Source organism: Aquisphaera insulae (assembly GCF_011064615.1).
GTDB classification, from domain to species: domain Bacteria; phylum Planctomycetota; class Planctomycetia; order Isosphaerales; family Isosphaeraceae; genus Aquisphaera; species Aquisphaera insulae.
The window spans coordinates 25,303-45,600 of the sequence record NZ_JAALJH010000041.1 but is presented as its reverse complement, the minus strand read 5'-3'; the positions used below and the strand labels follow the sequence as shown (position 1 = coordinate 45,600).

Annotated in this window: 10 protein-coding genes; 4 read left to right on the top strand and 6 right to left on the bottom strand. The window is 67.9% G+C overall.

Annotated features, from left to right (window positions below):
- Positions 1-195 precede the first annotated feature (195 nt).
- The 3 genes from G6O54_RS20530 to G6O54_RS20520 all read right to left on the bottom strand — a co-directional run bounded on the left by G6O54_RS20530 (position 196) and on the right by G6O54_RS20520 (position 7,234).
- The gene (locus G6O54_RS20530) at positions 196-2,901 is read right to left on the bottom strand and encodes a site-specific DNA-methyltransferase (RefSeq protein ID WP_165227538.1); all 2,706 of its coding nucleotides are present in this window, start codon (positions 2,899-2,901) and stop codon (positions 196-198) included.
- 10 nt (positions 2,902-2,911) lie between these two features.
- Positions 2,912-3,979, bottom strand: coding sequence for a Fic family protein (locus G6O54_RS20525; RefSeq protein ID WP_256368999.1), 1,068 nt, complete (start codon positions 3,977-3,979; stop codon positions 2,912-2,914).
- A gap of 252 nt (positions 3,980-4,231) precedes the next feature.
- A complete protein-coding gene (locus G6O54_RS20520) occupies positions 4,232-7,234 on the bottom strand; it encodes a BPTD_3080 family restriction endonuclease (protein WP_165227536.1) in 3,003 nt (1,000 codons plus the stop codon).
- 1,058 nt (positions 7,235-8,292) lie between these two features.
- Here G6O54_RS20520 and G6O54_RS20515 point away from each other — a divergent pair.
- The 4 genes from G6O54_RS20515 (at position 8,293) to G6O54_RS20500 (ending at position 14,720) form a co-directional block, all read left to right on the top strand.
- Positions 8,293-9,696 carry a DUF2254 domain-containing protein gene (locus G6O54_RS20515; RefSeq protein ID WP_165227535.1) on the top strand — a complete coding sequence of 468 codons (1,404 nt, stop codon included), beginning with the start codon at positions 8,293-8,295 and terminating at the stop codon, positions 9,694-9,696.
- Positions 9,689-10,684 carry a mechanosensitive ion channel family protein gene (locus G6O54_RS20510; protein WP_165227534.1) on the top strand — a complete coding sequence of 332 codons (996 nt, stop codon included), beginning with the start codon at positions 9,689-9,691 and terminating at the stop codon, positions 10,682-10,684. The genes G6O54_RS20515 and G6O54_RS20510 overlap by 8 nt, the downstream gene beginning before the upstream one ends.
- Before the next feature lie 117 nt (positions 10,685-10,801).
- The gene (locus G6O54_RS20505; protein WP_165227533.1) at positions 10,802-13,231 is read left to right on the top strand and encodes a PSD1 and planctomycete cytochrome C domain-containing protein; all 2,430 of its coding nucleotides are present in this window, start codon (positions 10,802-10,804) and stop codon (positions 13,229-13,231) included.
- 4 nt (positions 13,232-13,235) lie between these two features.
- Complete coding sequence (locus tag G6O54_RS20500) at positions 13,236-14,720, top strand: DUF1501 domain-containing protein (protein ID WP_250846999.1); 1,485 nt, start codon at positions 13,236-13,238, stop codon at positions 14,718-14,720.
- A 91-nt stretch (positions 14,721-14,811) separates the two neighbouring features.
- Here the strand turns inward: G6O54_RS20500 and G6O54_RS20495 are convergent, their stop codons facing one another.
- The 3 genes from G6O54_RS20495 to G6O54_RS20485 form a co-directional block, all read right to left on the bottom strand.
- A complete protein-coding gene (locus tag G6O54_RS20495) occupies positions 14,812-15,600 on the bottom strand; it encodes an FkbM family methyltransferase (RefSeq protein ID WP_165227532.1) in 789 nt (262 codons plus the stop codon).
- Between the two features lie 196 nt (positions 15,601-15,796).
- Positions 15,797-17,944, bottom strand: a complete 2,148-nt coding sequence (locus tag G6O54_RS20490; protein ID WP_165227531.1) for a mucoidy inhibitor MuiA family protein — start codon at positions 17,942-17,944, stop codon at positions 15,797-15,799.
- Positions 17,945-18,031: 87 nt separating this feature from the next.
- On the bottom strand, positions 18,032-20,038 hold the full coding sequence (locus G6O54_RS20485) for an NAD(+) synthase (protein WP_165227530.1): 2,007 nt from the start codon (positions 20,036-20,038) through the stop codon (positions 18,032-18,034).
- Positions 20,039-20,298: the final 260 nt, after the last annotated feature.

Here is a 20,298-nt window from a genome sequence, read left to right as displayed (position 1 = left end):
GGTCGAACCGCGCTCGCGAGAGGATGCCTGCAGAAGCCGGTCCCGTCGGTCGATCGCCCCTCCGACGCTCGATCGGTCGCCGGTCAGAGGCGGTTCCTGCAAGGGATTAGCGCCGTGCTGCCATTCCGCGATCCGACATGATGCCTCGGTTCTTGCCCTACCTTCTACCGGATGATGATACGGATCGCAACACGTTCACTTGACCGCCCCCACCTCATACACCTTCAGCACCTCGTCCCCGAAGTGGTTGATGACCTTGACGGCGATCTTGCCGGAGGCTGGCGGGTCGAAGGGCTGGCTGACGGCGCGGTAGAGCTTCGACCATTCGGACTCGTCGATCTCGGCGCGGAGCGATTTCTTCAGCTTGTCATACGGGCCCTCCGTCGCATCCTTGCCGCCGTGGAGGAAATAGGCGTGGCGGACGAAGAAGCTCTGGCCGTCGTAATCGGTGTCGATGAACCAGCAGGCGATGTCGTCGGTGTCGCCGGTCCGGACGGCGCCGGTGGTGGGGTCGAAGACGTCCACGCCGCGGATCGTGACGACGACCTTGCCGCCGGGGCGAGATAGCTTCACGTCGGGCTCGCCGAAGATGGTGAACAGGTTCCCGGCGCCGGTCTTCTTGAGGAGCTCGTCGCCCATGGCGAGGTCCGGGTTCATCCGCACGGGGAGGATCGAGACCTTGCCGAACTTGATCTCCCTGGTCAGGTCGGCGGTCTGCTCGTGGATGCTCGGCTCGAAGGCGAAGGCACAGATCAAAAGGATGTCGCACGAGCTCCCCTTGATCGATTCGAGGGCGGCCTTGCGGATGGCCTCGTCGCCGATGGTGCCGAACTCGGGGCCGATGCAGACCCGGACGATCTTGCCTTTGGTGGTCTCGCCCTCGGCGTGGACGTAGAGGCCGGGGAACGGGTCGAGGCGAATCAGCTCGATCCGCTGGGATTTGTCCGTCCCCTTCACGCCGGCCTTGAGGAGGTTCTCCAGGATCATCTGGGAGAAGCCCGGGTTGCCCGCCTTCGCCGGGTCGCGCGGGACGACCGGGCCGTCGGGCGTGGGCAGCGGCAGGCTGCGATGCGGCGAGAGGCTCTCCACCGTGAACGGGCCGGTCAGGCGGACGATCCCCTTGTCCTCATACGGCTGGTCGTAAAGGGTCTCGGTCTCGGCGTGGCGGGCGATGGCCTGGTCGATCTGCTCGCGGGTCATCCCCTCCTTGATGTCGGGGTTGTTGGCGATGCTCTTGAGCGTGACGTGCGGGACCGTCCGATAGACGAACCCTCGGTGCAAATCCCGCCCGGCCGCGGGAGCGGACGCCTCGATGGGCGTCGCCGTCAGCTCGGCCTGCTTCTTCCGCCCCTCGGGCGAATCGGCCAGCAGGTAATACGGGAACCGCGCCGCCATCAGCCGCGTCCGGGCCAGGGCCAGCGCCACCCGCGACGTGTCGATCGTGATCCACCGCCGCCCCCATTGCTCCGCCACGTACGCCGTCGTCCCGCTCCCGCACGTCGGGTCCAGGACGAGGTCGCCGGGGTCGGTGGTCATGAGGAGGCAACGCTGGGCGACCTTGGAGTGCGTTTGTACCACATACATTTTGTCTCCTGCATCATAGCCCCAGCGAGTGTCGTTCCACACATCGTCGAGATATATCACCGGAAAATCATCGATATATCGCACATATGCTAGAGAATTCAATCTGGCTTCGATTCGCCCTCCGTCCAACAGTCGTTGCATTCCAGCTTCGTTTGTTTTCCATCTCAATTTGTCATTGGGAAGGTATTTTCTGCCGCCATACTCGACAGGATACCAGCAGGCCGCGCCTTCGCCCTTATCTCGCCCCATACTCTGACTGCATAGGTCGCTCAAGCGATACAGCCTTCCACCAGGCGGCAGCGATTTTTCCCCTGAACGCTCGCTAGCACTCATGACACGTTTGCTCCCGTTTTCTAGCTCAACTCGATCATAGAACCTCCCACCTGCACCATCCGGAAGCTTCTCAAGGAATAACTGACGAAACTTAAGTTGCTCGACATCCTTCGAAAACCAGACGATGTAGTCGGTGGTTGGCGGGATTGCTAAGGCAGTAGAGCTTGTTGTCTTAATGTACTTAATGGTCACGACGAAGTTCTGAGGGCCGAACACCTCGTCCATCATTAATCTTATGAGATGTACGTTATCCTCCCCAATCTGCACGAAGACACTCCCGCTCTCCGTCAACAACTCCCTCGCCACCGTCAACCGATCTCGCAGATAGCTCAGATAGCTATGAATCCCCAGCTCCCACGTATCCCGGAACGCCCTGATCTGCTCGGGCTGCCTGGTGAGGTCCTCGGCCTTGGCGTCCTTGACGTCGCGTTTGCGGGTGGAGACCTGCCAGTTGGAGCCGAACTTGATGCCGTAGGGGGGGTCGAAGTAGATGCACTGGACCTGGCCGCGGAGGCGTTCCTTCTCGGCGAGGCTGGTCATGACGAGGAGGCTGTCGCCCAGGATGAGGCGGTTGGTCCAGTGCTGGTCGTGCTGGTAGAACTCCAGCTTCTTCGCGAAGTCGTCGAGGCCGTTGAAGTCGGCGAAGAGGTCGAGCTGGGTGACCGCGCCGGGCTTCGCGGCCGACGCCCGGCGCTTGAGGTCCTCGACGATGGCCTGGGGGTGGATCTTCTCCTGGACGTGGAGCGGGACCGCGGGGACCTCCAGCGGCTTGGCGTCCTGCTCGTCCTTCCCCTTCCAGACGAGCTGAGGGTCGAGCGACCGGTCCCGCTGGTAGATCGCCTTGCCGATCCCGTCGTCCTCCGCGAACGCCGCCGTCTCCCGCGTCGGGATGTTCGTCCGCCGGTCCGCCACATGCTTGAGCGAGTCCACCGGGACTGATGACGACGCGGAGCCGGACGACGCGGTGGGCTTCTTCCTGGCCATCGGAGTTCCTTCAGGGGGTTTGTTGGGTTTCGCTCTGGTTGAGCGGCTCATCGAGCAGTCGGAGGATCTCGGTGGCGACATAGATCCTCGGGTTCGAAGTCCCGGCCATTTCCTTGAGGACCTGGGCCTCGACGAGGCGTTCCACGTTGTTCAATGCCGCGGGGTAGGTCAGCTCCAGGAAGTTCGCAGCATTCGGGATCGTGATAAATGGCCGGGTGAAGAGGAGATCCAGCAAACGAACGGCCGCTGCGCTGCGGCTGAGCGAGCCGACAATTCTCTGATACTGTCGCCATAGATCCAGCAGCCTGCCCGCGCGGGTTGCCGCGTCGCGCGCCTGCTCGGTCACGCCCCGGGCGAGAAAGCGAATCCAACCCGCCCAGGCTCCTCGCCGGCTGACGCCGAGCAGGTGGTCGCGGTACTCCTCATCGTGCTGCTCCAGGTAGGCGGAGAGGTAGAGCAGCGGCTGAGGGAGATACCCCCGCTCGCATAGCATCAGGGGCAGGAGCAATCGACCGATTCTCCCGTTGCCGTCCATGAAGGGGTGAATCGCCTCGAACTGGTAGTGAACGAGGGCCAGATCAACGACGACCGGCCGCTCGCTCGGTGTGTTCAGGAAACGCTCAAGGTCCCGGAGCAGGGGATTGAGCCTGAGATGGGATGGAGGGATGAACCGGCTGTCGTCCCACGACTCTCCGCCGCGTCCGATCCGCACGTCGCACGGGCGGAATTCTCCCGGCCGCTTGTTGCCTCCGCGGACTCCTTGCATCAGGATCTCATGAATCTCCCGGATGACTCGGAGGCTGAGAGGATTCCCCTGTCGGATCAGATCATGACCGTGCTCGGATGCGAGGACGTAGTTCCGTACCTCCTCCACGTCGGCCGGGTGCGTGATCTGGTCCGGCTCAGCTTCGAAAAGGAAAAGCTGATCGAGCCGGGTGATCGTCCCTTCGATCCGGCTCGACGAAACAGCCTCGCGCTGGACGAACGGCCGGATCAGCAGGTGGGGATTATGGAGCATCCGCCCAATCCCCGCCAATTCCCCGATTGCTCCTCGGGCGTCCTCCAGTTCCTTCGCCAACCGGAAATCAAGCGAGAGGGCCTCTTCTGGCGGAGGCAAGGGGCGAGGCTCAAAGGTCAAATAACCCGCGAGAGAAGGAATGAGCTCACCAGGTGCATCCGAGGCAAAGTCATCCCGACGCAAGGTGTTATCCCCTTTGTTGTTCGTGCTAGTTATACCAAACTTGAAACCAGCAGCCTCTAATTATAGTCAAGGGCTCTAAACTTTAATCGCGATTCTAGTGGCATGGACAAAGGAATAGGAATCATGCCCTCAATCATGAAGTAGACGGCGTATCTCCTGCTTCGCCTTATGAAGGTTGGACCCGTCGATCTCGTGGAAGGCCCAGCGGCCGAAGGTGCCCAGGTTGTTGACGGCGGGGACCCACAGGGTTCGCGCGGTCTGGACCTTGGACTCCTTTTCCTTCTTCTTCTGACCGGAGACCTCGAGGACGAGGTTCAGGGGGTCGTCGGGGCCGCGGCCGTCGTCCAGCTTGACGATCAGGTCGGGGAAGTAGCTGCCGGGGCGGCCCTCGTGGGTGTAGGGGATCCGGAAGCCGATGCCCTGGTTCTTGACGTAGGCGAGGACCTCGTCGAGCTCCTCGAGCTTCTGGCAGACGATGGTCTCCCAGTCGCTGTCCTGGGGGACGAGGTTGACGTGGCATTTGTCCGGGGCGGTCGTCCAGCAGGTCTTGACGGTGTCGAACGCGATTCCGGCCGTGGTGCCGACGTCGCCGGACCGGACGTCGGCGCGGACGCTCTGGGCGCCGCCGGAGGCGGCGAGGATGGCGCGATGGATCTTCTCGCAGGCGGCGTGCTTCGTCTCGCCGAGGAGGAGGAGGCCGGGGAAGGTGTCGTCGCCGTAGTCGACGTTCGGGGTGTCGCCGCCAGGGTCGCCCAGCCAGTCGCGGGCGACGCCGAGCAGTTGCGGGAAGAGCCAGGGGCTGGCGGTGTGGTATTGCTGGAGCAGGTGCGAGGCCAGGTGGAAGGCCACCGCCTGGGGCCGGAGGTCGCGGGCCGCCTCCAGGGTCAGGCGGGCGTCCTGGCCGACGATGGGGGCATTCAGGGTCGTGGTCGGGATGTCCTGGGTGGTCAGCACCACGCGGTGCGAGGGGTCGAACCTCGCCGCCAGGCGGTCGGAGGGGAGTTCGAACCGATAGCCTACGACGCGAGGGAAGCGGATCTCGAGCCAGGGGGCGACGGCCAGCCGTTCGGGGAGGGCGCGAACGGCCTTGCCGGGCTTCGAGGTGGCGGGGGCCCGTTCCTCGGAGAGGCCGGCGACCGGGAACCCGCTGAACGGGACGCCGAAGATGTCGGCGTATTCCGGGGTCAGCATCCCGTCGTCGTCGACGGCGTAGCTCCGCCGCCGCAGGCCGCGGCCCATGACCTGCTCGCAGAGGAGCCGCGTGCCGAAGGCCCGGACGCCCAGGATGTGGGTCACCGTGTTGCAGTCCCAGCCCTCGGTGAGCATCGAGACCGAGACGACGCAGCGGACGTGCTCGCCGAGCTTGCCGGCCTTGCCGACGGTGTTGAGCACCTCGCGCATCAGGTCCTCGTCGGTCAGCCCCTCGGCGTCGCGGCCCGGGAACCGGCGGCGGTATTCGGCCTTGAAGTCCTCGATCTGATGCTTCGCGAACCGCTTGAACTCGTCGGAGAGCCCCTGGCCGGATTCGAGCTGGCGGCTGTCCACCAGGATCGTCCGGGGCCGGTGCCGCCAGCGATCGTCCTTGACGTTGCGGAAGAGAGGCAGGGCCTCCCCCCCGGCCACCACCGGCTCGCCGTCCGGGTGCACGTGCGGGGTCTCGTACCCGGCGATGGAATCGAAGACCGCCTTGCTGACGTTCGTGTTGTTGCAAACGACGATGAAGACCGGCGGCGTGCTGCCGTTGGCCCGGGCCTCCTCATCGGCCTCCCAGTCCGCGAACGTCCGGGCGTAGTGGCCGTACAGGCTCTTGAGCGCCCCCTCGAGCAGGCCGGGGAGCATCGGCGGCGTGCGCGAGTCGTCCGGTCCGCGGCGGAGGTCCTTGAGGCCGTCGCGGATGTGGACCCAGAGGTCGCGGTACTTGGGGTAGTCGCCGGTCATCGCGTTGTCGGCGATCGGCACCCGGGGGATCTTGACGATGCCGGACTCGATGGCGTCCATCAGGGAGAAATCGGAGACGACCCAGGGGAAGAGCGTCCCCTCCGGATAGCCCGAGCCCTTCAGGTAGAACGGCGTCGCGGAGAGGTCATACGCGGCCTTCACGGTGAGCTTACGGTGAACGGCCTCGAGCCCGGTGATCCAGAGCCGGGCCTCCTCGGCGCGTTCCTTGGCCTCGCTGGCCTCCTCCCGGGTCATCTTCTCCTTCGCCGCGGCGACCTTGCCGCGGTAGCAATGGTGCGCCTCGTCGTTGAGGACGATGATCCCGGTGCGCCGGCCCAGGTCGTTGCAGACGCGATGGACCATCTCGTCGGGCGACTCGGTGAAGGCGCTCGGATTGCCCGCGGTGAGGATGCGCTTGGTCAGGCCCCCTGCGTCTCCCTTCTCGCGGAGCTTGAACGCGTGGAAGTTGGTGATCACGATCCGGGCGGTTCCGAGGTCGTCGCGGTGCTCGGCCGGGACGATGTCGAGCTCGCGATAGTAATTGTTCGGATCCGAGGGGAGCAGGACCCGGAGGCGGTCGCGGATGGTGATGCCGGGGGCGACCACGAGGAAGGCGTCGGTGAACCGGCTGTCGCGGGGATATCGACGCCGGTTCAGGACCTGCCAGGCGATCAGCATCGCCATGACGACGGTCTTGCCGCTGCCGGTGGCCATCTTGCAGGCGATCCGGAGGAGGTCCGTCCCGGCCTCCTCGGCGGCCTGGCGGAGGTACTTCTCGATCCAGACGTCGCCGTACTTCGTCTGCTTGGCGACCTCGGTGATGTAAATGAGGGTTTCGAGCGCCTCGAGCTGGCAGAAGAAGAGGGCGCGGAACCGGTCCTCCGCGTGCCAGTGCTCCAGGAGCGAGCGGGTTGTCGGCGTGATGTCGGGCCGGCCGAGGTCCCGCCAGTTCCCCACGAGCTGTCGGATGCGGTTGACGTGACCGCTCTCCGCCTTCGTCTCCTCGACCGCGTCGAAGAGCCCCGGTGCGCCCTTCTTCTTGGGCGTGGGGACCGGCAGGAAGTAGCTGCTGGCCCGGCGCCCCGGGTCAACCTGGTCCGTGATCTGGTTGTTCGCGTCGAACCGGAAATGCCGGGTCGGCTCCTTGTAGGGTGAATTCAGGATCGGATTCGCGATCGGTGCGACGGTCGCCATTCATGCACTCCGGAAGGGACCTCGCGATCTTACTCGTCGTCCCGGAGGAATGCGAGGAGGCCGCGGCGGGACCGAGTGCTCCGTCGCGGCTCGAATTTCAGGCCGATGGACAGGCGGACTGTTGGACAGGCAAGAACGCCTGTCCTCCCAGATTCTCTCTCTCCCCCCGCTCGGGGGGACATTCCGGGGGGCGGACATTCCTGTCAGCCCGCTGTCCGCTCCCGGCTCGAGGCAGGGAGGCGGAGATCGGCCTCGATTTTCCCCGGATTTGTGAAACTGGCGGCCACCTTTTCGGGATTGTACTGGATAGGAGCGGCGCGATTCCGCGCGCTCATCGCCCGACGCTCTGACGCCAAGGCAGCCGACGATGACGACCGAGACCCGAATCCTGGCGAACGGACGGAACGCCCCGCGATGGACGCGACGTCGGGCGAAAGCGGGGGAAGCTGTGACGCCGCGATGCGGAGTTTTTTCAGGGGCGAAGCTGCGCGAAAACAGACGTCAAGTGTTTTTGGATAAAGAATTTGCGTTGATATCGCAGAAATCGCCGCGCGACGAACGGAGCCAATTTCGCGACGGTCGGCGGGGGCCGGTCGGAGGCCGGGTGGGTGGCCGTGCTGGCGAGCGTTCGGAGCCGGCATGCGGAATGTGGTCCCCTCATCGTCATGCGGGCCGGCGGAGGGTGGAGTGGGTCACGCGCCGGCATCGGACGGGGGGCGGCAGGCACGGGATGCTCCGGCTGCTGGGCCACGAGGTCGCCACCGGCCACGATGGCCTGGAAGCGGTGGACGTCCCGGCGGCCTTCCGGCCCGATGAGATCCTCATGGAGGTCGGCAGGCCTCGGCTCAACGGCCTGGAGGCCACCCGCCGGATCCGCGGGGACCGACACGTCCGGGGCGCGCGTCCCGACGTCGAGGAGGTCCGGCCGATCGCGAAGCAGGGGCTGCCGCCGGTGTCGGTCGGTCGGTGCGGCCCGATCGCGCCGGCACGATCCCTGCATATCGTCGTGGCGGGCTGCCGAAGGGCGAGTGGCCGGCCCATGCGCCGGGGATGCTGCGATGAGGTTGTGGCTGGAGAACAAGTGGGAGGTCCTGCGGACGAGCTTCTGGTTCGTCCCGACGCTCATGGTGACGGCGGCGGCGGCGCTCTCGCTGGCGATGATCCGCCTGGACCGGACGTTCCCGAATCACAACTGGATGGCGACGCTGGGCTGGACGTTCACGCGCGGGCCGGAGGGGTCGCGGGCGGTCCTGTCCGCGGTGTCGGGCTCGATGATGACGATCTCGAGCGTGACCTTCTCGATCACGGTCGTGGCGCTCCAGCTCGCCTCGTCGCAGTTCGGGCCGCGGCTGCTGAGGAACTTCATGAGGGATCGCGGCAGCCAGGTCGCCCTGGGCACGTTCATCGCAACGTTCACGTATTGCCTGCTCGTCTTGCGGGCCGTCAACGGCACCGAGACCGAGCGGTTCGTGCCGCACATCGCGGTGACGGTCGGCCTCCTGCTCTCGCTGGCGAGCCTGGGGGTGCTCATCTACTTCATCCACCACATCGCGGAGTCGATCCAGGCCGAGAACGTCATCGACTCGGTGAGCCGGGACCTCCGCCGGGCGATCGACCGTCTCTATCCCGAGGAGCTTGGCCGGGAGGCGGACGAGGAGTCTCGACGATCGGGCGGCCCGAGGCTCCCGGAGGGCTTCGACCGCGATGCCCGGCCGATCCCCGCGCCGGCCGGAGGCTACGTCCAGGCGATCGACCTGGATCGGCTCATGGACCTGGCGCGGGACCGCGACGTGATCCTGGGGATCACCCGCCGCCCGGGGAAGTTCCTGGTCGAGGGCTGCGAGCTGGTCCGGGCCTGGCCCGCCGACCGCGTGGACGAGGAGTTCGCCGGCGCGATCGGCCGCGCCTTCTACGTCGGCAGCCGCAGGACCCTGACGCAGGACGTGGAATTCGCCATCGACCAGCTCGTGGAGGTCGCCGTGCGGGCCCTCTCGCCGGGCGTCAACGACCCGTTCACGGCGATGAACTGCGTCGACCGCCTGGGCGAGGCGCTCTGCGCCCTGGCCAGGCGGCACCTCCCCTCGCCGTACCGCCTCGACGAGGAAGGCCGGCTGCGGGTCGTCACCGACGTCTCCACGATCCAGGGGATCGTGGATGCCACGTGCGACCAGGTCCGCCAGGCGGCTCGCGGCGACGCGGCGGTGACGATCCGGCTCCTGGAGATGATCGCGGAGGTCGCGCGGGCCACCCGGTCCGTCGAGTTCCGCGCCGCGCTCCGCCGCCAGGCCGACGCGATCCGACGCGGGAGCCGCCAGGGGCTCGCCGACGTGCTCGACCGCCGGGAGGTGGACCGCCGCCACTGCGAGGCGATGGAGGCCCTCGGGGCGCATCGGCCGGGGCCGGACGCCCCGCTCGGCGTAGAGACACTCGGTGCTTGGAGGAAGGTGAAGGAAGATGAATGAAGTCTTCAGGCTCGTCGGCCCGAACCGGGCGGTGGAGATCTTCGGGGTCAAGCTCGTGGGCGTGAACGCCGGCAACGGGCTGAAGCTGGTGTTCACGCTCGCCTTCATCACCATCACCCTGCTGCTGGGCCGCGGGGCCTGGGCCCTCCTGCTCCGCCTCCTCCGCGGGCGGGTGGACGAACGGCGGCTCTTCTGGGCCCGCCAGGCGGTGCGCCTGACGACCGCCGTGGTCCTGTGCCTGGGGCTGGTCTCCATCTGGTTCGACGACCCGACGCGGCTGGCCACGGCGCTGGGGCTCGTCACGGCCGGCCTGGCGTTCGCGCTCCAGAAGGTGATCACGGCCCTGGCGGGGTATTTCGTGATCCTCCGCGGCCGGGTCTTCAACGTCGGCGATCGGATCACGATGGGGGGCGTCCGGGGCGACGTGATCGACCTGGGGTTCCTCCAGACGACCATCATGGAAATGGGCCAGCCGCCGGCCGTCCAGGCGGCGGATCCGGCGATGTGGATCCGCGGCCGGCAGTACTCCGGGCGGATCGTCACCGTCACCAACGCCAGGATTTTCGAGGAGCCGGTCTACAACTACACGAAGGACTTCCCCTACATCTGGGACGAGATGTCGCTGCCGATCTCGTACGCCGCCGACCGCGCGCGGGCCGAACAGATCCTGCTGGACGCCGCCCGGCGGCATACCGTACGCATCGAGGAGATGAGCGAAGCGGCCCTGCACGAGCTGCAGCGCCGCTATTTCATGCGGCCGGCCGACATGAGCCCCAAGGTCTTCTATCGCCTGACCGACAACTGGCTGGAGCTGACCGTCCGCTTCATCGCCGAGGACCGTGGCATCCGCGACCTGAAGGATGCCATGAGCCGGGACATCGTCGCCGCGCTCGACGACGCGGGCATCGAGATCGCCTCCGCCACCTACGACATCGTCGGCCTGCCGCCGATCCGGATCCGCCGCGACGATCGCAACGGCAACGGTTAGGCCTTGAGGAATCCTCGTCCTGGACGACAGAATGACGAGTATCCGGTCCGACCTCGGGTCGGACCGCCCGCCGGATCCTTCCTGCCACGCCGGTCGACCCCACGGAGAGCCGAGACGATGAGAAGCAACGGGCCGCCGCGCCTCGCGAGGGACGCATCGACACGGTCGTGGTGGCTCCGCACGGCCGGGATCTTGCTGCTGGCCGCCACGCCCGCCGCGGCGGAGGACCTGGGGACGACAACCGCGGCGAAGCCGACGCCGGTGGACTACAACCGCGAGGTCCGGCCGATCCTCTCCCGGAGCTGCTTCGCCTGCCACGGCGCCGACGAGGCCAAGCGCGCCAAGGGCCTGAGGCTGGACGTCCGCGAGGCAGCCGTGAAGCCGCCGAAGGACGGCGACGCCGCGATCGTCCCGGGCGACCCGGACGCCAGCGACCTGGTGGCCCGGATCGGCGAGGAGGACGAGACCCTCCGCATGCCCCCGAAGAAGGCCGGCCCGCGGCTGACCGCCGCTGAAGTGGACGTCCTGAAGCGGTGGATCGCCGGCGGGGCCGAGTACAACGAACACTGGGCACTCGTGCCGCCGAAGGCACTCCCGCTGCCGAAGGTCAAGGACGGCGCCTGGGCGCGGAACGGGATCGACGCGTGGGTCCTCGCCAGGCTCGAGGCGGAGGGCCTCCGCCCGTCGCCCGAGGCCGACCCGTACACCCTGCTCCGACGCGCCAGCTTGGACCTCCGCGGCCTGCCGCCGACGCCCGCGGAGCTGGACGTCTTCCTGAGCGACAAGGCCCCCGGGGCCTATGAGCGGGCCGTGGACCGGTTCCTCGACGACCCGGCCTACGGCGAGAAATGGGCGCGGATGTGGCTGGACCTGGCCCGCTACGCCGACTCAGCCGGCTATGGCTCGGATCCGCTCCGCACCATCTGGCGCTACCGCGACTGGGTCATCGACGCCTTCAACCGCAACCTCCCCTACGATCGGTTCACGACCGAGCAGATCGCCGGCGACCTGCTGCCGGGGTCGACCGTCGAGCAGAAGATGGCCACGGCCTTCCATCGCAACACGATGACCAACACCGAGGGGGGGACCGACGACGAGGAGTTCCGCGTCGCCGCGGTGAAGGACCGCGTCGACACCACGATGCAGGTCTGGATGGGCCTGACGATGGGCTGCGCCAAGTGTCATTCGCACAAGTATGATCCCCTGACGCAGGAAGAATACTACAAGTTCTACGCCATCCTCGATCAGACGGCCGACACCGACCTCCCCGACGAGTCGCCGGTGATCCAGGTCCCCACGCCCGAGTCCCTGGCGGCGGCGCGGGCCTTCGAGGCGAAGGTCGCGCCGGTCAAGGCACGGCTCGCGAAGGCCGAGGCCGCGAAGGCACCGGAGAAGGACCTGAAGGCGATCCGCGACGAGCTCGCGGCGGTCGAGAAGGCCCGCCCGGCGGTCCCCACGCTCCCGGTGATGGTCGAGCTGCCGAAGGAGAAGCGGCGGGTCACGAAGCTGCTCCTGAAGGGGAACTTCCTGGACCCGGGCCAGGTCGTCCAGCCGGGGCTGCCGAAGGCCCTTCATCCGCTGGCATCGAACCATGAAGGACCGATCAACCGCCTGGACCTGGCCCGCTGGCTGACGGACGCGAAGAACCCGCTGACCGCCCGGGTGGCCGTGAACCGGTACTGGGCCCAGCTCTTCGGCGCGGGGATCGTCGCGACCGAGGAGGACTTCGGCACCCAGGGCGACCTCCCGTCGCACCCGGAGCTACTGGACTGGCTGGCGGTCCGCTACCGGGAGCTCGGCTGGGACACGAAGGCGATGATCCGCCTGATCGTCGTGTCCTCCACCTATCGCCAGTCGTCGCGGGCCACGCCGGAGCTGCTCGCCCGCGACCCGAAGGACCGCCTGCTGGCGAGGGCACCGCGGATCCGGCTGGAGGCGGAGATGGTCCGCGACCAGGCGCTGGCGCTCTCGGGCCTGCTCGAGCGGAAGGTCGGCGGCCCGAGCGTCTTCCCGCCGCAGCCGGAGGGGCTCTGGCAGGCGGCCTTCAACGGCGAGCGGACCTGGGCGACCAGCCCCGGGGCGGACCGGCATCGGCGGGCCCTCTACACGTTCTGGAGGCGGACGATCCCCTATCCCTCGATGGCCACGTTCGACGCCCCCAGCCGGGAGCTCTGCGCGATCAAGCGGGTCCGGACCAATACGCCGCTCCAGGCCTTCGTCACGCTCAACGACCCGGTCTACGTCGAGGCGGCCCAGGCGCTCGCCCGGCGGGTCGTCCGCGAGGGGGGATCGAGCCCGGAGGACCGCATCCGCTACGGCCTGAAGCTCTGCCTGGGCCGCCCCCCGCGGGACGAGCAGGTGGAACCGCTGGCGGCCCTCTACCGGGGCGAGCGGGCCCGGTTCGACGGCGACACCCCCGCGGCGATCGAGCTGTCCACCGTCCCGCTCGGCCCGCTCCCGTCGGGGATGGAGCCGGCCGACCTGGCCGCGTGGACGACCATCGCCAACGTGCTCCTGAACCTCGACGGCGTCCTCACCAGGGGCTGATGCCATGAGCCGCGATTTCCTCGATGAAATGGACCTCGGCCTGCGGAAGGCCCGCGCCGTCAGCCGCCGCCGGTTCCTCGGCCAGTCCGGGGGCCTCGGGGCGCTCGCCCTGGCGATGCTTGGGGGCCGCGAGGCCCTGGGCGCGGGGCGTGGGCCGACGGGCGCCGACAACCCGAATGCGCCCAGGCCGCCGGCATTCCCGGCGAAGGCCAAACGCGTCATCTATCTTCATATGTCCGGTGGGCCGCCGCAGCAGGAGCTGTTCGACAACAAGCCGCTCCTGGTCAAGCACCACATGCAACCCTGCCCGGACGAGCTGCTCAAGAAGCAGCGGTTCGCCTTCATCAAGGGGCATCCCAAGCTGCTGGGCTCGCCGTACAAGTTCCGGAAGCGGGGCGAGTGCGGGCAGACGATCAGCGACCTCTTGCCGCACGTGGGCGACGTGGCGGACGACATCGCCGTGATCCGGTCGATGCACACCGACCAGTTCAATCACGCCCCGGCGGAGTTATTCATGTTCACGGGTACGCCCCGCAACGGCGGCGCGGCGATGGGCTCGTGGATCACCTACGGGCTCGGCTCGGAGAACCAGGACCTCCCCGGCTTCGTCGTGCTCATCAGCGGCGGGACCGATCCGACCGGGGGCAAGGCCCTCTGGAGCACGGGCTACCTGCCGAGCGTCTACCAGGGGGTCCAGTGCCGGACCGTCGGCGACCCGATCCTGTATGTCAGCGACCCGAAGGGCATGGACCGCGCCGACCGCCGCCGCACGCTCGACGCTCTGCGGCGGCTCAACGAGTACGAGCTCGAGGAGTTCGGCGATCCGGAGACCCTGACGCGGATCAGCCAGTATGAGCTCGCCTATCGGATGCAGATGTCCGTGCCGGACGTCATGGACATCCGCCAGGAATCGGCCGAGACGATCGCCCTCTACGGGGCCCAGCCCGGGGCGGCCTCGTTCGCCAACAACTGCCTGCTGGCCCGCCGCCTGGTGGAGCGGGGCGTCCGGTACGTCCAGCTCTTCGACTGGGGCTGGGACTGCCACGGCACCGGCGCGGGGGACGACATCGTGGTCCACCTGCCGCAGAAGTGCAAGGAGATCGACCGCCCCGTCGCGGCCCTGATCAAGGACCTGAAGCGGCGCGGGCTGCTCGACGAGACGATCGTGGTCTGGGGGGGCGAGTTCGGCCGGACGTCGATGAACGAGGCCCGCGGCGGCTCCACGTTCCTGGGCCGCGACCATCACCCGCACTGCTTCACGCTCTGGGTCGCCGGCGGCGGCTTCAAGCCGGGCCTCTCCTTCGGCGCGACCGACGACCTGGGCTACCAGATCGCGGAGAACCCCGTCACCGTCCACGACCTCCAGGCCACGATCCTGCACCAGCTCGGCCTCGACGCGGAGACCTTCCGCTACCCCTACCAGGGCCTCCAGCAACGCCTCATCGGCGTCGAGGGGGACGGGCACGTCCGGAAGGAGCTGCTGGCCTGAGCCGACCCAGGGGAAGGCTAACCACGGAGGCACGGAGGCACGGAGAGGAGAATACGAGGGACCGGGGCGAGTCGCTTCAGGCGCACGAGCCCTAATCGAGCCTCGGCTCCCTGTAGCTCCCGTGGACGTCCCGGAAAACGTCAATGGGATCGGGCAACGCGCCGTGGCCGTCTGCCAGGCGGGCGAGGTGGTCGCGGTGGAAGAAGAAGTCGTCGTTACGATTCTGGACGACCTCGTATCCGTATGTCGCGAGGAAGGCCCGGATCTTCTCCTGGCGGGCGAGGACGTGGTTGTGCTCGATGGTCATGAGCGCGATCGAGTAGGCACCCAGGTCCAGGGCGGAGAGGACCTCGTACTCCGCGCCCTCCACGTCGAGGGATAGGTAGTCGATGAGCTGCGGGGCCTCGAAGCGCCTCAGGAGCTCGGTCGGATTGATCGTGTCCACCTCGATCATGGCGTGGGTGGCGCGGCGGCGGAGGTCGGCGGTGGCGTCGAGATCCATGAACGACTCGATGGAGCTCAGCCCGTGGGCGTCCGCGAACCGGAGGACCTCGCGGCTCCGGGGCCAGAGGGCCGCGTTGACGGCGATGCTGGCGCGGCTCCGGCAGACGCTGGGGAAGTACCGGGGATTGGGCTCGACGCAGATGCCCCGCCAGCCGAGGCCTTGCTCCAGGTAATGCGTGTTGCTGATGGTCTTGCCGTCGAATGCCCCGAAGTCGAGGAAGAAGCCACCGCGCCGGAATCGGAGGCACCCCGCGACCCACGCGTCCTGGCCGATGTGCGACGTGAACCTCGGCCCGCGGCCGGGCAACCGCCCCTCGAGGACCCTGCGGATCGTCGCCCGGGACGTCTGCCCCACCCGCCGCACGATGTTCACCATCCTGGCCCCCCGTGGTCATCCATGCCGGTCCGTGCGGGTCGATCCCCTCGCGCGCTCCCAGCCTGGGTATCGACAGATGCACGCGCCCGGAACGCGGGTCATGCGAGTCCTAATTAGATCGCACCGGCGCCGGCCGAAACTTGAGGGAGGAGCCGATCCGTTGCCGATTTCCCCAGGTCCTCGCCGCCGGACACCGTCATCGCATGCCGCCCATGCCTCCCATGCCGCCCATCGCGCCGCCGCCGACGGGTCCCTCGACGAGGCCGCCGGAGAGGAACCGCGGCTGGGGCAGGTCGCGGGCGTATTCGAGGCGGAACTCGTAGTTGATGGTCAGGGGCTTGTCGCCGGTGGTGGCGGGGGGGATGGTGACGTCCCAGCGGAGCAGGTTGTCGAGCCGCGAGGTTCGCAGGTAGAGCGGATCGGTGCTCAGCTCGGCGGAGGTCTTCACCAGGCTCACGGCCACGGCCTCGCCCTGCGGGCGTGGGAGTCGGTCCCAGAGCTCGAGCTTCACGTCCCGGTCGCGGTAGTTGCGGAGGGAGAGGCGGAATTCATAGGTGAAGACCTGATTGCCCCCCTGGACGGACCGCGACTTGGCGACGAGCCGGCGGGCCACCTGCAACTGGGGATCGACGCCGAAGCCCGCCAGGAACGGCTCGCCCGCCGCGACCAGCGGCAGCCGCATCCGGCCGACGAAGTCGGATCCGGCGTAGATCGTGGCCTCGCCGGGGAGGATCACGGTCTCGCTCTTGTTGATCAGCTTCGCCAGCCGATAGACCCGCGGGCTGAGGACCGGCGTGGCCCGCGCGAAGTAGTCCGCGGGCAGCTCAATCCGGGCGACCTCCAGCAACTGCGGATCGGTGCGCGAGGGGATGTCGAGCTCGGCCCCGACCTTGAACGAGACGGTCGGCCCGTCGCCGGGGCCGGGCTGGTCGGTCGCGGTTGCCTTCGTGCCGTCGTCGGTGATGCGGAGCTCTCGGCTCTGGTCCACGGCCGCGGCCCGGTTGAGCATGGCTTTGCCGGAGGCCTGGGACAGTTCCAGAGACATGCCGCCGAAGCCACCCATGCCACCGCCCATGCCGCCGATGACTTCGGAGGGGGTGACCTCGTCCTCAGACGCTTGGGAGACGATCATCAGCACGCCGTCCTTGACGCGGTAGGTCAGGCCGAGCTGCTTGAGCATCAGGCCAAGGCCGGTGCGGAGGGGCACGTTCGTGAGGTTGAGCGACACCGGCGTGGTCATGGTCTTGTCGGCCTCTTGGAGGCCGACGGGGTCGATGTAGGTAGGCAGGCCGTCCGGGAAGTCCTTCGTCGTGGTGGCCTGTTTGAGGTACTGCATCACCTCCTCGAACGGTGTCTCGTTCGGGAAGTTGAGGGGTATGGGCTTGGCAAGCTCCTCGACGACCCGCTTCGAGCGTTCATCCTGGTCGTTCGCGGCGACCGGAGGGACCGCCCTGGCCGGCTCGGTGATCGCCATGTTCAGCGGCAGCAGATCCGGCGGGCTCGCGTCCAGCGACGGCCGCGCGGTGGAGAGCGTGGCGCGGACGCCCTTCCAGTCCTCGCCGGTCTGCTGGGTGACGGCGGCGAGGTATTCGAGGCGGACCGGGTCCCTGTCGGCCCCGCCTCGGAGGCGATACTGGGGTACCCACGTCGCGGCCGTCGCGAGATAGCCGAGCCGCACGGTCCCGGCGTCGGCCTTCGCCTTGCTGACGACGATGATCGCCTCTCGTTCGGTGCGTTCCGGCCCCTTCGAGAGCTCGGCGAGCTGGGCCTTGGCGAGCCCGATCGCGTCGGTGTTGGTGCGGAGCCGCTCGCGGAGGGCGGTGTCGGCCTTCGCCTTCTCGCCGCGGGTCTCCATGATGTACTTGCTCAGGGCCAGGATCGACGGGCTATCGAGGCGTCCCTCCTTCGTCAGGTTCTGGAGCGAGGATCCGGTGAAGCCCTCGAGCTTCTGGAGGAACTGGATGTCCTGGGTGTGGATGGCCGCCTGATCCTGGAGGGCGCGGGCCTCGTCCTGGAGCTTCCGGAGCTGCTCCTCCTTCTGGCGGACTTCCTGGCGGAGATCCTCCTTCACCGTCCGCGCCCGGTATCGCGTGCTGAGGACGCGGAGGCCTTCGGTCCCCTCGGTGTAGAGCGAGCCCTCCACGACCTGCGGCGGCAGGGGGGAGACGACCAGCTCCATCGTCCCCGGCCCCTCCGGCACGGTGACCTCGCGGGTCACGAGCGCCTGGCCCTGGTAGACCGTCACCGCGGCGATCCGGCTGGTTGCCGGCTTCGGCTCAGCCGCGGGTGCGGCGGCGGAAAGCTGCGCGCAGCAGAGCACGGCGACCTGGAGAGGGATATTCATGAGAGGGGTTCCCAATGTGTGACGCGTGGGAAATGGGGCTGCGCCCTCGCGTGCCACTGGAGGGAAGAGACGACGGGGTCGTGCGGATTATTCGGCGTGCCCCAGCCACGCCGCCGGGTCGGCGTCGCTGGGCATCCGCCAGTCGCCGCGGGGGGAGAGGCTGACGGTGCCGACCTTGGGGCCGTCGGGCACGCACGACCGCTTGTACTGCTGGCGGAAGAACCGCGTGAAGAACGTCCTCATGGTCCGCTCGAAGAGCGCGGGGGGATACTCCTGCGTGAATGCGGCGAACCCGGACAGGAACCGGACCTTCTCCGGCGAATAGCCGCAGCGGATCGCGTGGAAGAGGATGAAGTCGTGGATCTCGTACGGCCCCAGGGTCCCCTCCGTCGACTGCTCGATCTCGCCGGCGGCCGAGGCCGGCAGCAGCTCCGGCGAGATCAGCGTCTCCGCGATCGACATCAGGGTGTCGCGGACCGGCCCGGCGGGGAACTCGTGCTCCGCGACGTAGCGGACCAGGAACTTCACCAGCGTCTTGGGGATCGAGCAATTCGGATTGTACATGCTCATGTGATCGGCATTGTACGTGCACCAGCCGAGGGCCAGCTCCGAGAGGTCCCCCGTGCCGACGACGAACCCCCGCGACATCAGCAGGAACGTCCGCAGCCGGGCCTGCACGTTCTCGAACGTCAGGTCGTTGCGGGCGCCGGCGGGCCGCCGCGCCAGGGCCTCGCGGAAGGCCGGCACGTCCAGGCCGCGGCAGTCGATGCCGAAGGGCTGGTGGCCGAGTTCCCGGAACGTCTGCAGCGCCAGCTCGGAGATGTCGATCGTCTCCGGCGAGATCCCCAGGTGCCCCATCAGGTCGAGCGCGTTCTGCCGGGTCCGCGAGGTCGTGCCGAAGCCCGGCATGGTCAGGCCCCGGACGACCGAGCGGTCGAGGCCCAGCAGGTCGCAGGTCTTGACCGTCACCAGCAGCGAGAGCGTCGAGTCGAGCCCGCCGGAGACGCCGATGTTCAGCGACGTCCCCGCTGGGAGCTGCTCCACCCGCTTGGCCAGCCCCGCGCACTGGATGCCGAAGATCTCGGCGCAGCGGCGATGCAGCTCCGGCCCCTCCGCCGGCACGAACGGCGCGCCCGGGACGAACCGCCTCAGGCCGGCCATGTCCGTCGCCAGCGCGAAGTCGATCCGGCGGTACGGCCGGACGAACCGCGAGCCCTGGTCGAAGGTCGTGGTCGTCCGCCGCTCCGCCAGGATCCGGCCCACGTCCACATCCGACGTGATCCAGTACGAGCCCCGGCGCAACGGCGAGCCGTCCCCGACCCGGGCGGACTCTTCCAGCAGCCGGCCGTTCTCGGCGATCAGGCTGTGGCCGGCGAAGACGATGTCCGTGGTGGACTCGGTCGGCCCCGAGCCCGCATAGGCGTAGGCGGCGACGCACCGCCCGGATTGCCCGACGACCAGGTCCTTCCGGTACGCGCTCTTGCCGATCGTCTCGTTGCTCGCCGACGGATTGAGCAGGATGGCCGCCCCCGCCGCCGCCTGGTACGAGCTCGGCGGGATCGGCACCCAGAGGTCCTCGCAGATCTCCACGCCGACGACCACGGGGAGCCCCGGCACCCCGGCGGACTCGAACAGCAGGTCCACGCCGAACGGGACCGACCGGCCGGCGATCTCCACCTCCAGGGGCTCCGTGCCGTCGGCCGGCCGGAACCAGCGGCTCTCGTAGAACTCCTTGTAGTTCGGCAGGCTCTGCTTGGGGACGATCCCGAGGATCTCGCCATCGGCGAGCACCGCGGCCGCGTTGTAGAGGCCGTTCTCCAGCCGGACCGGCAGCCCCACCACCACGAGCTGCTTCCGCCCGGCCGTCGTCGCGGCGATCTCGCCCAGGACCCGCGCCGCGCCGTCCAGGAGCACATCCTGCCCGAAGAGGTCCCCGCACGTGTACCCCGTCAGCGAAAGCTCCGGGAAGACCACGACGTCGCTGTCCGTCACCGAATCGAGCACCCGGACGATCTCGCGGCAGTTGGCCTCCGGGCTGGCGACCGTCGTCCGCAACGTCGCACAGGTCACACGCACGAAGCCGAATCGGTTCATCGGGGTCATCCGCGGCAGGAAAACGGGATCGCCGTCCCCCCGGAATGATCCGGGTAGACAGCCCGATTCCTACAATTGTTGTAATCGGCGAAAAGCCCCGAGATCTCCTGGTTGACCGGGGATTACCCCCGAGAGTAGAACAGGAGACTTCGGGCCGCAACATACATGATGCCCTGTCTCAGGCCGTCTTTCCCAGCCTGAACTCGCGACGGGCGTCGATGTCCGCCCTTCCGGCAATCCACCAGTACTCCCGAGGGAGC

What these genes read in the sequence shown, in the direction of transcription:
- G6O54_RS20510 (WP_165227534.1), top strand. Translation starts at nt 9,689, where the DNA reads ATGAATGAAGTCTTCAGGCTCGTCGGCCCGAACCGGGCGGTGGAGATC.
- G6O54_RS20505 (WP_165227533.1), top strand. Translation starts at nt 10,802, where the DNA reads ATGAGAAGCAACGGGCCGCCGCGCCTCGCGAGGGACGCATCGACACGG.
- G6O54_RS20485 (WP_165227530.1), bottom strand. Translation starts at nt 20,038, where the DNA reads ATGAACCGATTCGGCTTCGTGCGTGTGACCTGTGCGACGTTGCGGACG.
- G6O54_RS20520 (WP_165227536.1), bottom strand. Translation starts at nt 7,234, where the DNA reads ATGGCGACCGTCGCACCGATCGCGAATCCGATCCTGAATTCACCCTAC.
- G6O54_RS20500 (WP_250846999.1), top strand. Translation starts at nt 13,236, where the DNA reads ATGAGCCGCGATTTCCTCGATGAAATGGACCTCGGCCTGCGGAAGGCC.
- G6O54_RS20495 (WP_165227532.1), bottom strand. Translation starts at nt 15,600, where the DNA reads ATGGTGAACATCGTGCGGCGGGTGGGGCAGACGTCCCGGGCGACGATC.
- G6O54_RS20515 (WP_165227535.1), top strand. Translation starts at nt 8,293, where the DNA reads ATGAGGTTGTGGCTGGAGAACAAGTGGGAGGTCCTGCGGACGAGCTTC.
- G6O54_RS20490 (WP_165227531.1), bottom strand. Translation starts at nt 17,944, where the DNA reads ATGAATATCCCTCTCCAGGTCGCCGTGCTCTGCTGCGCGCAGCTTTCC.
- G6O54_RS20530 (WP_165227538.1), bottom strand. Translation starts at nt 2,901, where the DNA reads ATGGCCAGGAAGAAGCCCACCGCGTCGTCCGGCTCCGCGTCGTCATCA.